The following is a 16441-nucleotide window of genomic DNA, read 5'->3' on the forward strand; positions in this document are numbered from 1 at the left end:
CGTATTATTCACTAAACAATATATCCGCACCAATGGCACGCTTCGCCGATTCACGTACTTCGTTCATACCAAGACCCATGCTACCTGTGATACCAGGAATTACAATGATGGCTGGCAATTCAAAGTCTTTATATTTTGCAATGCTTTCTGGTGCCATTAAGCTGGCTTCTTCTGTGATATAAATGATTGCATAATCACGTTCTGCCAATTTATGAATGGTTTTCTTTACCTCATCTGCCTCATGAGCAGGAAATATATCAATTCCCAAAGCAAGGAAACCCATTACACTGCCTTTGTCGCCAATGATTCCAACTTTAGACATAGCTTTCCCTCACTCTCTCTTTGATGATCTCCACATCAATATCATGGAGTTTACATGCCAAAATGATACGCACGCATTTTGCTTCTGTTTCCTTTGCCAAAATAAATGCCATAACTGGTTCTGGTGTCAATGTTTTGTATTTTGCTTCTTTGACATAGGACATCAAATAATCGTCACATGCTTTTTCAAAGACAGTAAATCCTTGACCCATATATTCTTCGCAAAGTGTACCATATTGTGTTTCTTTCAACACTTGGATGAAAGATTCGCTTCTAAATGCTCGCAACAACAGATCCAAAGATAAATTGCCACCTAGAATGTAGCATTCTTCCAATTCTTCACCTTCACGTTCCAATTTTTTGATACGCAACAAGCTTTTCAAATTGGTGATATCCATTAAAGTTTTCACATATTTGGATACATAGTCATTGCCCAATTTATCTGCTGCTTTTGCCATAGTTGCAAAGCAAGCTTTATCCAAAATGGTATCGATGTATCTGGCATTTTGTGTTTTTGCATAGGTTGCAACTGCCAATTCCACAGCATCACCATCGATATTTGGCAACTCCACATAGTTACGTTCACGCAAGTTTTTTGCCATTTTATCTACAGGAATGGTGCCACCACGAACAAGAAACGGTCTGCCATTGACTTTGGAAACTTCTTCTTTCAGCAACACTTTGATGTTATGATAATCATTCTTATACAAGAAGATATCCACAAATGTTTCTGTTGGAATCAAACCAGCAACCGCCACATAAGTTTCTTCCAAGTGATTCGCAATCATTTGTTCATATAAATGGACATCACGGATTTGTGTTTTCCCATATGCAGTGTCTCCTAACATACGGATTGCTTCCTCCATGTCTTTTGCTTCTGCAATTTGCATCAACTTTTGCTTGGTAAGCAATGAGTTTTCCATAGAGCGAACACTGGCAACTGCAAAGGGGTAAATCTTATTCTTTGCCATAAAAATCCCCCTTTCTTAAAACAAATGTTTTGCTGCAATTTGTCTAATTTCTTCTTGTTCTACTGTCAAAATGGATTGGAATGTGTAGTTATATTCCACTTCTCCATTTTTTACAATAAAGCCATTGCCCATTTCTCTTTCTTCATTAGAAAGGATGTAGCCCTTTTGTGCAATGACATCTGCCAAACGTGTTTTGTCTTTTTTGGAAACGATGATTTCAGCACCATCTTCTTTGACAATGGCATCCAACATAGTTCCAATTACAGTGCAATACTCTGCATCTGCCATAGATTCCAAACGAGATTCTGCTTCTGCAATGACGTCTGCAATCAAAGTTTGTTTGGTTTCCAACAAAAGAAGTCTTGCTTGCAATTCTGCTGCTGAAATTTCTTTTGCTTTGATTTTTTCTGCTTCTGCATCTGCCATTTTGGAAATATCCATTTTTTCCTTCATGACTTTTTCATCTGCAACGTCCATGATTTTTTCTACTTCTTTTGCTGCTGCATTTTGAATTGCTGCAACATCAGATTGGGATTTTTCCAATATTTTATCAATTATAATTTTGCCATCCTTCATAGGAGTTGTTCCTCCTTATCTTCCTTAAATTTGAATGTTGTTGTACATCAAGAAAGAAACAAGCAAAGCCAAAACTGCATATGTTTCTACCATCGCTGCAAACAACATACCTTTTGCCATTTCACTTGGTTTTTTACCAACCAACATAATACCAGCTGCTGCTGCTTTTCCTTGTGCAATACCAGAGAAAATACCAACCAAACCAATTGGAACAGCTGCTGCAAACAAACTAGCACCTTGGATCATAGTCAAAGAAGCCATAGAACCGCTCAAAAGACCAACTTTGTTCATAATCAAGAATGCCATCAACAAACCATAGATACCTTGTGTACCTGGAAGTGCTTGCAAAAGCAAAACTTGACCGAATTTGTTTGGATCTTCGGATACAACACCTGCTGCTGCTTCCCCAGCAACACCTACACCAATCGCACTACCAATACCTGCAAGAGCTGCAACTGCTGCGCCTGCCAATGCCAAAAATTCACCACTAAATAAGCTCTCAACCATTGTTTTTTTCCTCCTTAATGATCTTAATATACTTTGTTTTTCTTTCAAATGGCTCAAAAGGTTTACCGCCACCTGTATAAAATTTACCAAAGAATTCTACATATTGTAATCTACAAGAATGCACAAAGGCACCCAACATGTTGATTGCAATATTAAATACTGTACCGAATAGGAATGCAATCGTCAAAACAATTGCACCTGTGATGCCACCGCCTGCCAAGGAACCAAGCAAATTGATTACCTGTGCAATAACACCAGTCGCTAAGCCCAAAGCCAAAAGTCTGGAATAGGAAAGTACATCTGACAAATAGGAAGTGATACCATACAAACTACCAAGTCCACCTGTAATTTTTCCTACAATACCTTTTTTGGTTCTACCACCTGTTGCAACGATACCAACAGCACCCACAATGGACATCACCATACCGATGGTTCCCAAAGCTGGAGTTACCATACCACCAACACCATATAGCACCAAACCAATGAGCAACAAATACCAAAGTCCAATGTCACAAAGGGCATCTACTTTTTTGCCTTCTTTGATGAGGATAGAAGCTTGCAACCCCATACCCACGAACAAATGAATTGCTCCAAGAATCAAAGAGAATACCAATAATGTCATAGGTTCTTCCAAAGGATTGAACCAAATTGGTTGGATTGTAAAGTCTGCACCAAAGAACAGTTTTGCTGCCACAGTGAAGAAATCACCAAACCATCCACCAAACATTGCACCCCAGAAGAAGGTTGATATACCACAGTAGAAGAACATTTTTACCATACGATACAAAGATCCTTCTAATTTGTATTTTTTGATTGCAACTGCACAAACCACCGAAATGATAATCCCATAAGCTGCATCACTGAGCATCATACCAAAGAATATGAAGTAGAAAGGTGCCAACCATTTTGTAGGATCAATATCCTTACTAGAAGGCAAACTATACATACTTGTGATGGCTTCAAATGGTGTTGCAAAGTTGCCATTGTTTAGGAATACAGGTGGTTCTTCGTCTTCAGCAGGTTTTTCATAGCGGAAGTAACAATCGTATTCTTCCAAAAGTGCTTCCACATCATCTCTGGTGTTCCAAAGCATCCAACCATCGAAGTAAAATACCTCTTCTGTGCTGACCATATTCCCTACAATTTTTGCTCTATCTCTACGTACACACAAACTGTCATACAAATGAGACATAGATTTTTTTGCACCAGATAGACTTTTCAGTTCATCTTCTGCTTGTGCTTTTTTTGTTTCCCATTTTTCAATTTGTTTTTCTATGTTTCCAATTGCTTCTGCTGCTGTACCTTCGTGATCAGAAAGTGCTACCATATTAAAGGAGAACTTACGCAACGCATCTAGTGCTGCATCTCTTTCTTCCTTCAAACAAATGAAACTGATATACATTTGCTGTGGATCTGCACTCACCTGCTCTACAATAACAGAAGGTGATGCCACTTGTAACTCCACTGCCAATTCAGCAAAGTTTGTTTTTGCATTTGTTGTTCCAAACAAAACAGATACAGTTTCTGTTTCTCCAATTTGCAAAGGCAAATCCGAATTTTTCCACGGTTCCAATCCAACAATCAAACCAGACAAACGATTGATTTCGTTTTGGGATTCTACAATCGTTTTGTTTGCAAGAAAAGCAGTATCCACATTTCTTTCAATGGCTGTTTTTTCTTTGTCCATGTAACGATCAAAGGCATCATTTTCAAATTCATCTCGAATCAAAAATAGTGGTTTTTTGCCTTCATCGTAACGATTGATTGCATCCAATGCAGTATGCACACGTAAAATATCTGCTTCCAAACGAGATACATCCGCACTATTACTGGTTCTAAAGATATCAGGCATCCACTCCTGATCATCAATTTGACCTTCTTGGGAATTGATTTGCACAACCCCAAGTGCCATCAGTTCTTGTAGGAAAGGAGTCCGTATGTTGTTTAAGCCGATTACAACAAGCTTACGCATTTCAACAACTGCCATACGTTCCCACAACCCTTCCAATTACTGCTTGAATTGCCGCTTCCTTTTTCAATGCACTTTCATTTTGCAATGCTTGACATGCATCTTCTGCATCTTTGCGAATTTCCTGAATTTTGGTTTGGCTTTCTTCCCTAGCCTGAATTGTCACCTCTTGCATCAAAGCTTTCCCTTCTTCTTTGATTGCACTGAGCATTTGATCCGTTTTTCGCATTGCTTCTTTTTTCATAGTTTCCGCATCCACCAGAGCTTGCTTTTTCATTTCTTCTGCTTCCAGTTCTGCTTCCACAATGCTTTTTAAAATCTCATAAGCCATTCCTTTCACCTCTTTCATAACAATTTGAATTCAAACTGCATATTTATGATGCTCAAAACCACTTTTTTACTGTTTTCATTTATCGCAACAAAGTGTTAAATATATAACAGTATGTCAGGTAAAAAAAGAAAACAGAAAAAATGATGTTTTTTTAGATTCTCAATAAAACTTTGAAAATCCAAAGTCCACTTATCCAGAAAAATGAGAAAAACATGAGAAAACTCTTTGTAAATTCTCATTTCTATGCCTTCAGATAAGACACCTTATAGTAAATCATAAAAGATTTCCCAACTCTTGTCAATACGATTTTGCACTGGTATTTATACAGAAAAAAAGTGTAGTCAAATACATTATTGTTAAAGAAAAATCAAAATCCACCTACTTCTCCAAAAAGTGTGGATTTTACTGAACAATTAGATGATATTTCGCATACAATTTATTTTGCTTACAAATTATACGTATATTGACTATTTTGGGAAAATTCAGTTTTTTTATTCATTATGTATATTTTTTTTCAAAATTTTTGTGCATAAATTTTCCGTAAAATATTCAAATCTAAAAAAAATGAAATTTCAATGAACTATAGTTTATTAATTTTACATTTTCATAACATCCTCTAAAATATCCAACTATTTTTTCAATGTTTTTTCAATAAATATATACACTTTATATAAAACAGAATGAAAAAAACCATCTTAATTTACTTAGTTTCCCAAAATATCATCAAGATGGCTTTTACCCATATCTTTAACTTTCTATCATGAACTTGCTTCTTCCAATAATGCTTTCAATTCTTCCTCTGTAAAAGAATAATCTTTATTGCAAAAATGACAATGCATGTCTGCTTTTTTGTCTTCTACAAGAATTTTCTCCAATTCTTCTGTTCCAATACTAATCAAAGCTTTTTCCACACGCTCTTTGGAGCAATTACACTGATATGCACATGGCACTGTTTCCAAAATATTCAAATCCAAATCTGAGAACAACATATCCAAAACATCTTCTGGTGTACGTCCCATATCCAACAAATCACTCATATATGGAAGTCCATTGATGCGTTGTTCCAAAGTATCAATCATTTCATCTGTAGCACCTGGCATCACTTGTACAAGGAAACCGCCTGCTTGACGAATGGTTCTGTCTGTTTCCACCAAGACACCCAAACCAACTGCTGAAGGTGTTTGTTCTGATTGTGCAAAGTAGTAGGTCAAGTCTTCTGCAATTTCACTGGTAACCAATTCGATACGTCCAGAATATGGTTCTCTCATGCCAATGTCCTTGGTTACGCTCAAAAATCCTGTGCCAATTGCACCTGCAACATCCAATGTTCCTGGATATTTAGAAGGAATGTCCACATTTGGATTGAATACATATCCCTTTACATTACAATTGCTATCTGCTGTTGCAACAATACCACCAAGAGGACCTTCTCCTCTGATTTGCAAAGTCAACAAATCCTTTTCACCTTTGAGCATACTACCCATCATTGCAGATGCTGTCAACATTCTACCCAAAGCTGCTGATGCCACTGGTGTTGTATTGTGAATTTGTCTTGCATGTTCTACCATTTCTTTTGTGGTTGCTGCAATCACACGAATGCTACCATTTCCTGCTGTGGCTTTTACAATATAATCTTTCATCTTTCTACTTCCTCCTTACACGACCTGTACTACAAATACAAAACGTTCGCTATCCTCTTTGATTGGTGCAAAGGAATATCCATCATACAATCCTTTTACTGTAAATCCCGCTTCTGTCAATGCACCTTGAATTTCCTCCAAAGAATATGCTCGTTCATAATGATATTCTTCTGCTCTTTCGTATGTTTCTCTTCCTTCTTGTTTGGAAAAGAAGCTGACATAATATTCATTGATATTTTCTTCTTCATCAAATGTATTTTCCCAGAAATATGCTGCATCCTCTGTAGTTGCTGCATAGGTCTGATTTCCCAACACATGTTTGAATTTATAAGGTGTATTCATATCGAATATGAACCAACCATTTTCACATAAATTCTCTTTGATTCCTTGAAATGCCTCCAACAATTCACCATCTTCTGTCAGATAGTTCAAACAATCACACAAACTGATCATACAATCCACATACATAGGCAAATCCAATTCCACCATATCCTGACAAAACAATGGTAGCTGCAATTCCAAGTCCATTGCTTTTTTCCTTGCTTGTGTCAACATTTCTTCTGAATTGTCTACACCCATGACAGCATACCCCTTTTGCAACAAAGGAATTGCTACATTGCCTGTACCACAACCCAAATCACAAATCATTTCTGGTTGCACATCAAACCTCTTCCAAATGGCTTCCAAATGGGCAATCCAAGATGGATAATCCACTTCTTCCATAAAGGTATCGTATGTTTTTGCAAATACTTCGTATGCGTCCATCTTTTCACCCACTTTTCTATAATTTGGACATATCAATCTATTATATCTATTCCTTGTGGGTATTGCAAGAAGTTTCGTCTTGTTTTTTCAACTTTTCACGTTCTTTGATCTTTTTACGCCCCATAATACCACCAATGCGTCCTGTTTCTCTTGCTGTTAACCCCTTCCAGCCAACAGATTCCACCTTTTCCAACAGACCCAGTTCACTTGCTATTTCTGTTTTCATACGCAAATCTCTTTTTTGTGCTTCAGTCATTTCTTTTTTCAATTTTTACACCTCTTTCTACCTATTTAATACAATTGTACAGAAACCAATTTACTTGCATTTCCAATGGGATATGATTTCATTTGACATTGTATTTCCAACAGAAATCATATGTTTTTCACTTGTATACACCATGCATCCCCGTTTTAGTATTTCCAATACCCATGCATTTTATATCATTTTTTCTATATTTTGCATAAATGATTGACAGAACCAGCTTCTGATGTTAGACTATAACGTAAATACATATTTCTATACGTAGAGGTGCATTTTGCAAAGAGTACATGGGTGAATATCATAAGGGATAAGTGCCATCCATAGAAAGGTGAAAATGCCGAAGAAAATACTAGCCCTATCTTGTGTTTTCTGGTTGTTTGGTTAAGAGCCACTCAACTGTCATTGTATTCAATGGAGTGCTACGACAAGATACATACAAATATTTTATGGTATTTGTACTTCTTCTGTCGGTGCATTTGCCGGCTTTTTTTATATCCAAAATTGTTTTATTTTATAAAAGCAACACCGCACAACTCGCAAATTTTGCAATCAGGGTTATGCGGTATTGCCTGAATGTAACCAATGAATATGCAAAGAAAGAAGGAAAATGAAAATGAAAAAAATCAATTTAGCTGTTGTAGGTGCAACTGGTATGGTAGGTAGAACTTTCCTTAAAGTTTTGGAAGAACGTCAATTACCTATCGAGAACTTTTATGTTATGGCTTCTAGTCGTTCTGCTGGTTCCACAATTACGTTCAACGGTAAAGATTATATTGTAGAAGAATTGACAGAAAATTCTTTTGATAAACCAATTGATATTGCTTTGTTCTCCGCTGGTGGTGGCACAAGTGAAAAATTCGCTCCTATTGCTGCTACACATGGTTGTATTGTAATCGACAACAGCTCCCAATGGAGAATGGACCCAGAAGTTCCATTGGTGGTTCCTGAAGTTAACCCAGAAGATATCAACTGGCACAAAAACATCATTGCAAATCCAAACTGCTCCACCATTCAAGCTATGGTAGCGCTCAAACCTTTGGATGATGCTTATAAAATCAAACGTGTGGTATATTCTACATACCAAGCAGTGAGTGGTGCTGGTTTGGCTGGATGGCAAGATTTGGAAAATGGTATCAAAGGTGAAGCTCCTAAAAAATTCCCTCATCCAATTGCTGGCAACTGTTTGCCACACATTGATGTGTTCTTGGAAAATGGATATACAAAAGAAGAAATGAAAATGGTGGAAGAAACCAGAAAAATCTTGCACAACCCTGATATGCGTGTAACTGCTACCACAGTTCGTGTTCCTGTTTTCGATTCTCACAGTGAATCCATCAACATCGAATTTGAAAATGCTTTCGAAATGAGCGATTTGCTTGCTGTTTTGGAAAAAGCTGAAGGTTTGGTGGTACAAAACGATTGTTACAACAATGAATACCCTCTTGCACTTTCTGCTGCTGGCAAAGATGAAGTGTTTGTAGGTCGTATCAGACGTGACGAAAGTTTGGAAAATGGTATCAACATTTGGGTTGTTGCCGACAATATTAGAAAAGGTGCTGCAACAAATGCAGTTCAAATTGCTCAAGTTATTATCAACGGTATGAACGCATAAACTATACAAAACAACATTTAATTGGAGGTCGTATTTATGTCTATTTTTACAGGTTCTGGTGTTGCGATCATCACACCTTTCCACCCAGATGGTTCCATCAATTTTGAAACATTGAAAGAGCTCATTGAGTTCCAACTTGCAAACAAGTCTGATGCCATCATCATCTGTGGTACAACAGGCGAAGCTTCCATTATGACTGATGAAGAACAACTTTCATGTGTTCGTTTTGCTGTTGAAACAGTTGCTGGTCGTGTTCCTGTTATTGCTGGTGCTGGTAGCAATGACACTGCTCATGGTATCAATTTGGCAAAAGGTTGCGAAGAAGCTGGTGCTGATGCTGTGCTTTTGGTCACTCCATATTACAACAAAGCAACACAAAAAGGTTTGATTTTGCACTACACTGCTATTGCAGAAGCAATTGAAATCCCTATTATTTTGTACAATGTTCCTGGACGTACAGGATGTAACATTGCTCCAAAAACTGTTTTGGAATTGTCTAAAATCAAAAATATCGTTGCTGTCAAAGAAGCAAGTGGCAACCTTTCTCAAGTTGCAGAAATCGCTTCTTTGATTGATGATGATTTCGATTTGTATAGCGGTAACGATGACCAAATTTTGCCAATTCTTTCTTTGGGTGGCAAAGGTGTTATCTCTGTTTTGGCAAATGTTGCACCAAAAAATACACATGATATGGTTATGAACTACTTGGAAGGCAACACAAAAGAAGCAACACGCTTGCAATTGGATGCAATTGAGTTGATTTCTGCATTGTTCTGCGAAGTAAACCCAATTCCAGTGAAACAAGCTGTGAATTTGATGGGTTATGATGCAGGTAGTTGTGTGATGCCACTTTGCGATATGGAAGATCATAACTTAGAAACATTGAAAACTGCTATGAAAAACTACGGTTTGATTTGAGAACCTCATAAGGAGTAAATAGTATGATAAATATAATTATGCATGGTTGTGGCGGTAAAATGGGTCAAGTGGTTGCTGAAATTGTGGCAAATGATCCAAACTGTCAAATGGTTGCTGGTATCGATCCACGTAAACCAGAAGCTGCTTTTCCTGTATTTGCAGATTGTGCTTCTTGCGATGTGGATGCTGATGTTATCATTGACTTTTCCACTGCTACTGCTGTTCCTGCATTGCTTGCGTTTTCTACAGAAAAACAAATTCCAGTTGTGGTTTGTACCACTGCTCTTTCTGATGAAACAACAGCATCTTTGGCTGAAACAGCAAAGAGTGTTGCAGTCCTCAAATCTGCAAATATGTCCATTGGTGTGAATTTGCTTTTGGATTTGGTACAAAGAGCTGCTAAAATCCTTTCAGATGCAAACTTTGATATGGAAATCATTGAAAAACATCACAATCAAAAAATTGATTCTCCAAGTGGTACTGCTATGGCATTGGCTGAAGCCATCAACGATGCTATGGACAACGAATATCACTTTGTATACGATCGTTCTCAAACACGTGAAAAAAGAGATCCAAAAGAAATTGGTATTCATGGTGTTAGAGGTGGTAATATCGTAGGTGACCACGATGTGATTTTTGCTGGTCGTGATGAAATCATTGAACTCAACCACAAAGCAACTTCCAGAGAAGTATTTGCTGTTGGCGCTGTGAAAGCTGCTAAATATTTGGCTGGTAAAGAAGCTGGTTTGTATTCCATGAAAGATGTTTTGATGTAAAATAAAGTATCCCCTATACAAAAGTCAAGTGGTCTAAAAGACAATTTGTGACCACGGGGGTAAGGCAAACTGAATACGAAAGGCTCTCGTTACCATTTTGGATAACGAGAGCTTTTTTATTGACACCTGTTATAACACTTGGAATGTCAACACTTTTTTGGACAATTTTTATAAGGTCAGTACCCGATATTCGGCTGGTGTTCTATAATCCAAAGAGCCATGCAAACGTATGTTATTGAACCAATGCACATAGTCTGCAAGTTCTAACTTCAATTGCTCCAAACTGACGAAATTTCGTCCTCGAACAAATTCTGTTTTGAATACCTTGAAATTGGCTTCTGCAACTGCATTATCATAGGGGCAGCCCTTCATGCTGAGGGATCGTTTGATCTGAAACACATCTAACATTTCATCAATGAGATAGTTTTTAAACTCGCTGCCTCGATCCGTATGGAACAACTCGATTTCAGATAAATTCCCTTTGATTGTTGCAAAAGCATCATATACCAACTGAGCATTTTTGTGAAGTCCTGCACTAAATCCAACGATTTCTCGGTTGAATAAATCAATTAAGATACAAACATAGTTCCATTTATAGTTCACTCGAACATACGTCAAATCCCCAACAATTACTGCATTGGGAGGCTGGTTATCAAATTGACGAGCTAGTTCGTTTTTTACTGGCGACTCATTGCATTGTTGCTTTTGTGGTTTGAACTTGGCAACGGTATAGACCGAAATTAGCCCTAAACGTTTCATAATGCGGCAAATTCTGCGTCTAGAAACCTGTTTGCCCAACTTCTTCAGCTCTTTTTTCATTTTACGACTTCCGTAGACTTCTTTATTTTCATAAAAAATCCGTTCAATTTCTTGTTCTAATTCCGTATCATCTTTCTTGGACGAAGCCTCGTAATAGTAGGTACTCCTGCTGATTTCAAGGCATTTACACATGGCTGATATAGAGTATTTGTGTCGATTTGCTCGAATTACAATTACTTTCGTCCGAATATCAGCGCCGCTTGCTTTAGTATGTCATTTTCCATTCGTAGCTGTTGTAGCTCTTTACGAAGTTTGATGAGTTCAGCTTCTTCTGGTGTGCGATTATCAGCTTCTTTTGTAGAACCAGTAGCATTGTAACGCTGTATCCAGCGATTCAGTGCCGATGGTGTTAAATCGTATTCACGATTGATATCTGCTTTCGATTTTCCGTTGTTATATAATTGAACCATCTGCTGTTTAAATTCTTCTGTAAATTCTCTTCGTTGTCGTTTTTTAGTCATGTAATCATCTCCTTATTTTATATTAGTTTTATTTTACATGACCTTATCTTTTCTGTCTAGTTAAGTATAGCCATTCCAACTTGCTATAATTTAAGTATGAGGTGAGTGAATATGGAATTTTCTAAGAAAGTTAAAACTGCACGTGTGTCTTTGGGTATTTCTCAAGAAGAATTGGCAAAACGACTTAATGTTAGCTTTGCTACGATAAATCGTTGGGAAAACGGAAAAACAACTCCGAATAATCTTACACAAAAAGTATTTATTTCTCAACTTCCTGAAATTTACCCACTAAAACATTTATAGGTCTAGGACGTTTACAAAATCGTCCCAGACCTAATGTTTATTTACCTTCAAGAAACTTCAAAATGTCCTCGTAACTTCGTGTGCTATTCTCCATAGCTTCCAGTAACTCTTGTTTTTGCAGATCACTTTTCTTCTCCTGCAATGCAACTAACTCTGCTAGTGCTTCATCATATTTATCTTTACATTTGAATACATGTTCTTTAGCTCGTTCTATCTTTTCATCTATCGATATACTACGTCTTCCCATTTCTCTAATCCTCCTATGACTCTGCCAAAACAGCTCCTATTTCTTCTGATTTTCTTTTGATATAATTCGCATCAATTCCAAATGCCTTTAAAATCGTTTTTTGTGTTTTTGTTACTGCGTGATCTAGACGATAGCAATTATCTAAGTGCCTTGTCATCTCAATCTTTTCCAGTTCTTTTAATGCGGCTGGGACTGTCATGAAATTATGTTTCGTTTCACTTTCTTCCTCAGCATCTTTGAGGCTAGTATAAATCTTGCTACGTATAATTAATGCCACAAATGCAATGAAAAGCTTCGTCTCAGCTGATTCGTCCGATTGCACACGAAGCCCTCGATTTCCTAGGAATGACTTCTCAGCACTAAATAGTTTTTCTGAATTATCCCTACTTTTATATAATTCTAATGCATCTTTCGCTGACATCTTCTTAGATGTAATAATACAAAAATACCCACACATACGCATTTCATCACTGACTATATCTGTTTTTTCTCTTGCTACTGTAAATCGTTCATCCTCTTGTCCTGGATGGTGGTAAATTAAATCGAAATATTTCTCGAAACTCTTTGCTATAGTTACAGGCTTTCCTTCCATCTTTTTCAGTGTTCGTGCCATTTGATCTATTTTGTTTTCCAATAGTTCTCTTTCCATAAGATGTTTCTTAGTACTATAGTAAATATGAAAATATCGTTCTTTTTCATCAGATGGATACAAAAAATCTTTTATTGTAATTCCATTCACTTTGTATTTTCGAATACTTGTCTTTCTATCTTCTTCAAACTCACCTAAATGTTGACGGATAAGTGGCTGTACAATCTTCTTCATTCCCTTTACCATGATTACAAACTCATAGTTGTTCTTATCCATAAAGTGAATATTTTCTTTACTAAAGTATCCTCTATCTAAGATAAATCCAACTTTACGATATCCATATCCCTTTGCTCTCTCTAGCATGTATTGAAGTTGAGATATGTCAACTATACTTCCAGGATAATCCTCACAAAACAGAGGCTCTCTATTCGTTCTATCGTAGGCGATAGCATGATTAATAATCGGTTTATCATCCCCCGTTTTCGAATGTCCAAACTCTGCCAAATCTATATCACCTGCCTGACAGGTCATGTTAGTAGAATCATACGATATGTAAATCTGTTCCCTATGATTACGTGACGCATTCCATTCATTCAGAAATCCAACACTTTGATTTATTGTGATTTCACTAAGAAAATCAGATACTTTACTATCACTATAAATATGCATATCAGATGTAAAGAGCGGATGGTTATAAGCGTAGTCTGGATAATATTGTGCTGCGTTATTTTCTGCAATAATAGAGTATGTAACTAAATCCAAAAACAGATCCTCATTTTTACCAAGGATACGCTTTAGCATCGTATCAAGTTCATAGTCTTTAATAATCTTCTGTATCATCAAATATGAACCTATCCGAAGACAACAACTTCTTTTACTACGATCCTTTTTATCTGGTAGTTCTTTATCCGGAAAATATTTTAGATAGTTTGCATTGGGATACATTTTTTCAATATCCTCCTCGCATCGTCTCCCTATTGTAGTTCGTTTCGGAATCGTATATTGTTTTTCAGGTTTATATATTCGGTCATATTCATAATTAATGTACGTTACATCTTTTATCTTTTTCCTTGTGATTTTCCCCTTGCTCTCAGGTATTTCTACTGTAAAATCAAAGTACATACGCTCTCCTTTCTTAGTGAGTATACCCACTAAGAATAGTATACACTAAAAGCCCAGAAAAATCAATAGATTTGCCGATTTTACTGGACTTTATTGGGTTTTGTTTTTATTTAGTGTCAAAATTTCAGGAAGTTGAGATTATTGATTTTTGCGCCAATCATCATATTTTGAGTTTTGATGAGGAAGTAGTGAATTCAAAAAAACTATTATCAACTAAGGAGATGAGTTTATGAGCGCTTTTACACTAGATATTGCAGGTCAATTGAACAGCATTAAACTCAGCGAGTCTAAAGCTCTTTGGCCTCTTTTTGAAACGATTGTAAATTCAATCCAATCTATCGAAGATTCTCCGAATAAAAGTTGTGGGCAAATCACTATTTTTGCACAAAGAAGTGATTCCACATACCAAACTTCTTTACCAAATCAAATAGAACATATTGAGTCTTTTATAGTTACAGACAATGGCTGTGGCTTTAATTCTGAAAATTATAAATCATTTAACACAGCATATTCTACATTTAAAATCAAAAAAGGTTGTAAAGGGATAGGACGTTTTTTATGGTTAAAAGCTTTTGCGGCTGTGAATGTCCACAGTATTTATTCTGAAAATAATTGTTTATTTGAAAGAACTTTTGATTTTGGTACACAAGGAATAGATTTTGACAGTAATACTCTTATATCCGGGGAAGAAATTGAATGCAAAACTAAAATTACATTAAAAAATATGTTGTTACCATATAAAGATAAAATCCCTGTTGAATTAGATGTTATCGCAAAGAAAATTATAGAACACTGTTTACTATTCTTTATATCTGATATGTGCCCTAAAATTATACTGACTGATGGAATAGATACAATTAACCTCAATCAGTATTTCAACACAACAATTAAAGATACGCTAATTCAGGATCGATTCGAAATATCTGATCATAGTTTTACAATTTACCATTTGAAACTACCAGAGGGCGCAACTAAGCACGAATTGCATTTGTGTGCTGATATGCATGAAGTTAATTCTGTTGATTTGAAATCGCATATTCCAGATTTAAACAAGAAAATTATTTCAACAGATGATCCGGTAGGTTTTTATTATGTCGGATATTTGACAGGTGAATACTTAGATTCTATTGCTGATGCTTCTAGAACAAACTTCAACTACGACGAAAAGAACGGTCAGATTTCAATTAGTGGAACTGGGCAAGATAGCCTAGTTTCTGTTTCTATTAACTTTATAACTGCATATTTATCGGACTATATAGCAGATATTAAAAAGAAAACTAAAAAGCAAGTTGATAACTTCGTAGCTAATGAAAATCCGACCTATCGATACTTATTAAAACAATATCCGGAAGTATATGATTATATACCATCTGGATTATCAAATGATAAATTAGAGTTGGAACTGCATAAACAAGTTCAAAAATGGGAAAGAGAATTGAAAGTCAAAGGTCAAGAACTGGAAGAAGCTAATAGAAAAGTAGATTCTCTTACCCCAGATGCATACCAACAATTATTTGACACTTATTGGGCTGGAGTCACCGAACTGAGTAAAACTTGTTTGGCAGAGTATGTTACTAGAAGAAAATCTATTCTTCATTTATTGGAAGATACGCTCACGGTTCAAGATAATGGGAAATTTAAAAAAGAAGATGCTATCCATTCAATTATTTGCCCTATGCGTCATACTTCAGATGATGTAGCGTTTAAGGAAATGAACCTATGGATAATTGATGAAAGACTTGCATATCATCAATTCCTCGCTTCAGACAAAACAATCAAATCATTGCCTGATATTGATAGCAATAGTACTAAAGAAGTTGATATAGCTGTTTTTGACCGAGCTTTTGCATTTTCTGGTGATGATGCCCCTTTAAACACAATTACAATAATAGAGTTCAAAAAGCCAGATAATCAAAAAGACAATCCTTTAAATCAAATGGGAAAATATATTGATGAGATCGTATCTGGCCAGAAAAAACGTGCTAATGGACTGTCTTTTGGTGCCAGTGGGAAAACGCAATTCAGATGTTTTGCGATATGTGATATGTCTCCTAAAATGGAGAGCAACTGTAAAAATGCAGGATTAAGCCTTATGCCAGATGGCATGGGATATTGTGGATATCATCCGCAAAGAAATGCCTATTATGAAGTGATATCCTATCCTAAGCTACTAGCTGATGCTAAAAAAAGAAACCAAATATTATTTGATAAATTATTTGCACCGAATCCTAATGAAATAATTAATAAATAAT

17 protein-coding genes and 1 riboswitch are annotated in these 16441 nt (G+C 36.3%); of the genes, 5 read left to right on the forward strand and 12 right to left on the reverse strand.

Annotated features, from left to right (window positions below; all coding sequences use genetic code 11):
- Positions 1–4: 4 nt before the first annotated feature.
- From MJY40_RS08010 to MJY40_RS08050, 9 genes are all read right to left on the reverse strand, one after another.
- A complete protein-coding gene (locus MJY40_RS08010) occupies positions 5–322 on the reverse strand; it encodes a V-type ATP synthase subunit F (protein ID WP_317853723.1) in 318 nt (105 codons plus the stop codon).
- On the reverse strand, positions 315–1292 hold the full coding sequence (locus MJY40_RS08015) for a V-type ATP synthase subunit C (protein WP_317853724.1): 978 nt from the start codon (positions 1290–1292) through the stop codon (positions 315–317). The genes MJY40_RS08010 and MJY40_RS08015 overlap by 8 nt, the downstream gene beginning before the upstream one ends.
- A 15-nt stretch (positions 1293–1307) precedes the next feature.
- A complete protein-coding gene (locus MJY40_RS08020) occupies positions 1308–1868 on the reverse strand; it encodes a V-type ATP synthase subunit E (RefSeq protein WP_317853725.1) in 561 nt (186 codons plus the stop codon).
- A 24-nt stretch (positions 1869–1892) separates the two neighbouring features.
- Positions 1893–2375: a V-type ATP synthase subunit K gene (locus tag MJY40_RS08025; protein WP_317853726.1), complete on the reverse strand. Its 483-nt coding sequence runs from the start codon at positions 2373–2375 to the stop codon at positions 1893–1895.
- Positions 2368–4362 carry a V-type ATP synthase subunit I gene (locus MJY40_RS08030; RefSeq protein ID WP_317853727.1) on the reverse strand — a complete coding sequence of 665 codons (1995 nt, stop codon included), beginning with the start codon at positions 4360–4362 and terminating at the stop codon, positions 2368–2370. The genes MJY40_RS08025 and MJY40_RS08030 overlap by 8 nt, the downstream gene beginning before the upstream one ends.
- Positions 4349–4675, reverse strand: coding sequence for a hypothetical protein (locus MJY40_RS08035; RefSeq protein WP_317853728.1), 327 nt, complete (start codon positions 4673–4675; stop codon positions 4349–4351). The genes MJY40_RS08030 and MJY40_RS08035 overlap by 14 nt, the downstream gene beginning before the upstream one ends.
- A gap of 758 nt (positions 4676–5433) precedes the next feature.
- Complete coding sequence (gene hslO, locus MJY40_RS08040) at positions 5434–6315, reverse strand: Hsp33 family molecular chaperone HslO (protein ID WP_317853729.1); 882 nt, start codon at positions 6313–6315, stop codon at positions 5434–5436.
- A gap of 15 nt (positions 6316–6330) precedes the next feature.
- Positions 6331–7080: a class I SAM-dependent DNA methyltransferase gene (locus MJY40_RS08045; protein ID WP_317853730.1), complete on the reverse strand. Its 750-nt coding sequence runs from the start codon at positions 7078–7080 to the stop codon at positions 6331–6333.
- Positions 7081–7126: 46 nt separating this feature from the next.
- Positions 7127–7348 (reverse strand): small, acid-soluble spore protein, alpha/beta type, encoded by a 222-nt coding sequence (locus MJY40_RS08050; protein ID WP_331488153.1) that lies wholly within the window; start codon positions 7346–7348, stop codon positions 7127–7129.
- A 248-nt stretch (positions 7349–7596) separates the two neighbouring features.
- A riboswitch (Lysine riboswitch) is annotated at positions 7597–7772 on the forward strand.
- Positions 7773–7955: 183 nt separating this feature from the next.
- On the opposite strand from MJY40_RS08050, the gene MJY40_RS08055 reads away from it, so the two are divergent.
- The 3 genes from MJY40_RS08055 to dapB are packed head-to-tail and all read left to right on the forward strand — an operon-like array spanning position 7956 to position 10648.
- Complete coding sequence (locus MJY40_RS08055) at positions 7956–8954, forward strand: aspartate-semialdehyde dehydrogenase (protein ID WP_317853731.1); 999 nt, start codon at positions 7956–7958, stop codon at positions 8952–8954.
- Between the two features lie 36 nt (positions 8955–8990).
- Positions 8991–9872 (forward strand): 4-hydroxy-tetrahydrodipicolinate synthase, encoded by an 882-nt coding sequence (gene dapA / locus MJY40_RS08060; RefSeq protein ID WP_317853732.1) that lies wholly within the window; start codon positions 8991–8993, stop codon positions 9870–9872.
- A gap of 23 nt (positions 9873–9895) precedes the next feature.
- Positions 9896–10648 carry a 4-hydroxy-tetrahydrodipicolinate reductase gene (gene dapB, locus MJY40_RS08065; protein WP_317853733.1) on the forward strand — a complete coding sequence of 251 codons (753 nt, stop codon included), beginning with the start codon at positions 9896–9898 and terminating at the stop codon, positions 10646–10648.
- 168 nt (positions 10649–10816) lie between these two features.
- Here the strand turns inward: dapB and MJY40_RS08070 are convergent.
- Positions 10817–11928 (reverse strand): IS3 family transposase gene (locus MJY40_RS08070; RefSeq protein WP_317853734.1). Its coding sequence is split into 2 segments (ribosomal slippage): positions 10817–11676 and positions 11676–11928, totalling 1113 coding nucleotides; the frame shifts between segments, so codons are not numbered across the junction.
- Between the two features lie 111 nt (positions 11929–12039).
- Here MJY40_RS08070 and MJY40_RS08075 point away from each other — a divergent pair.
- Complete coding sequence (locus MJY40_RS08075) at positions 12040–12231, forward strand: helix-turn-helix domain-containing protein (RefSeq protein ID WP_317853735.1); 192 nt, start codon at positions 12040–12042, stop codon at positions 12229–12231.
- 37 nt (positions 12232–12268) lie between these two features.
- Here the strand turns inward: MJY40_RS08075 and MJY40_RS08080 are convergent, their stop codons facing one another.
- Positions 12269–12478, reverse strand: a complete 210-nt coding sequence (locus MJY40_RS08080) for an ErpK protein (RefSeq protein ID WP_317853736.1) — start codon at positions 12476–12478, stop codon at positions 12269–12271.
- A 13-nt stretch (positions 12479–12491) separates the two neighbouring features.
- Positions 12492–14189, reverse strand: coding sequence for an IS1634 family transposase (locus MJY40_RS08085; protein WP_317853737.1), 1698 nt, complete (start codon positions 14187–14189; stop codon positions 12492–12494).
- A 229-nt stretch (positions 14190–14418) separates the two neighbouring features.
- Between MJY40_RS08085 and MJY40_RS08090 the strand changes: the two genes are divergently transcribed.
- Positions 14419–16440 carry a hypothetical protein gene (locus MJY40_RS08090; RefSeq protein ID WP_317853738.1) on the forward strand — a complete coding sequence of 674 codons (2022 nt, stop codon included), beginning with the start codon at positions 14419–14421 and terminating at the stop codon, positions 16438–16440.
- The last annotated feature ends 1 nt before the right edge of the window (position 16441 follow it).

The organism is Chakrabartyella piscis (assembly GCA_030067835.1).
Classification (GTDB): Bacteria; Bacillota; Clostridia; order Lachnospirales; family Anaerotignaceae; genus Chakrabartyella; species Chakrabartyella piscis.

What these genes read in the sequence shown, in the direction of transcription:
- MJY40_RS08055 (WP_317853731.1), top strand. Translation starts at nt 7,956, where the DNA reads ATGAAAAAAATCAATTTAGCTGTTGTAGGTGCAACTGGTATGGTAGGT.
- MJY40_RS08090 (WP_317853738.1), top strand. Translation starts at nt 14,419, where the DNA reads ATGAGCGCTTTTACACTAGATATTGCAGGTCAATTGAACAGCATTAAA.
- MJY40_RS08085 (WP_317853737.1), bottom strand. Translation starts at nt 14,189, where the DNA reads ATGTACTTTGATTTTACAGTAGAAATACCTGAGAGCAAGGGGAAAATC.
- MJY40_RS08010 (WP_317853723.1), bottom strand. Translation starts at nt 322, where the DNA reads ATGTCTAAAGTTGGAATCATTGGCGACAAAGGCAGTGTAATGGGTTTC.
- MJY40_RS08045 (WP_317853730.1), bottom strand. Translation starts at nt 7,080, where the DNA reads ATGGACGCATACGAAGTATTTGCAAAAACATACGATACCTTTATGGAA.
- MJY40_RS08030 (WP_317853727.1), bottom strand. Translation starts at nt 4,362, where the DNA reads ATGGCAGTTGTTGAAATGCGTAAGCTTGTTGTAATCGGCTTAAACAAC.
- MJY40_RS08015 (WP_317853724.1), bottom strand. Translation starts at nt 1,292, where the DNA reads ATGGCAAAGAATAAGATTTACCCCTTTGCAGTTGCCAGTGTTCGCTCT.
- MJY40_RS08020 (WP_317853725.1), bottom strand. Translation starts at nt 1,868, where the DNA reads ATGAAGGATGGCAAAATTATAATTGATAAAATATTGGAAAAATCCCAA.
- MJY40_RS08025 (WP_317853726.1), bottom strand. Translation starts at nt 2,375, where the DNA reads ATGGTTGAGAGCTTATTTAGTGGTGAATTTTTGGCATTGGCAGGCGCA.
- hslO (WP_317853729.1), bottom strand. Translation starts at nt 6,315, where the DNA reads ATGAAAGATTATATTGTAAAAGCCACAGCAGGAAATGGTAGCATTCGT.
- MJY40_RS08035 (WP_317853728.1), bottom strand. Translation starts at nt 4,675, where the DNA reads ATGGCTTATGAGATTTTAAAAAGCATTGTGGAAGCAGAACTGGAAGCA.
- dapA (WP_317853732.1), top strand. Translation starts at nt 8,991, where the DNA reads ATGTCTATTTTTACAGGTTCTGGTGTTGCGATCATCACACCTTTCCAC.
- MJY40_RS08080 (WP_317853736.1), bottom strand. Translation starts at nt 12,478, where the DNA reads ATGGGAAGACGTAGTATATCGATAGATGAAAAGATAGAACGAGCTAAA.
- MJY40_RS08075 (WP_317853735.1), top strand. Translation starts at nt 12,040, where the DNA reads ATGGAATTTTCTAAGAAAGTTAAAACTGCACGTGTGTCTTTGGGTATT.
- dapB (WP_317853733.1), top strand. Translation starts at nt 9,896, where the DNA reads ATGATAAATATAATTATGCATGGTTGTGGCGGTAAAATGGGTCAAGTG.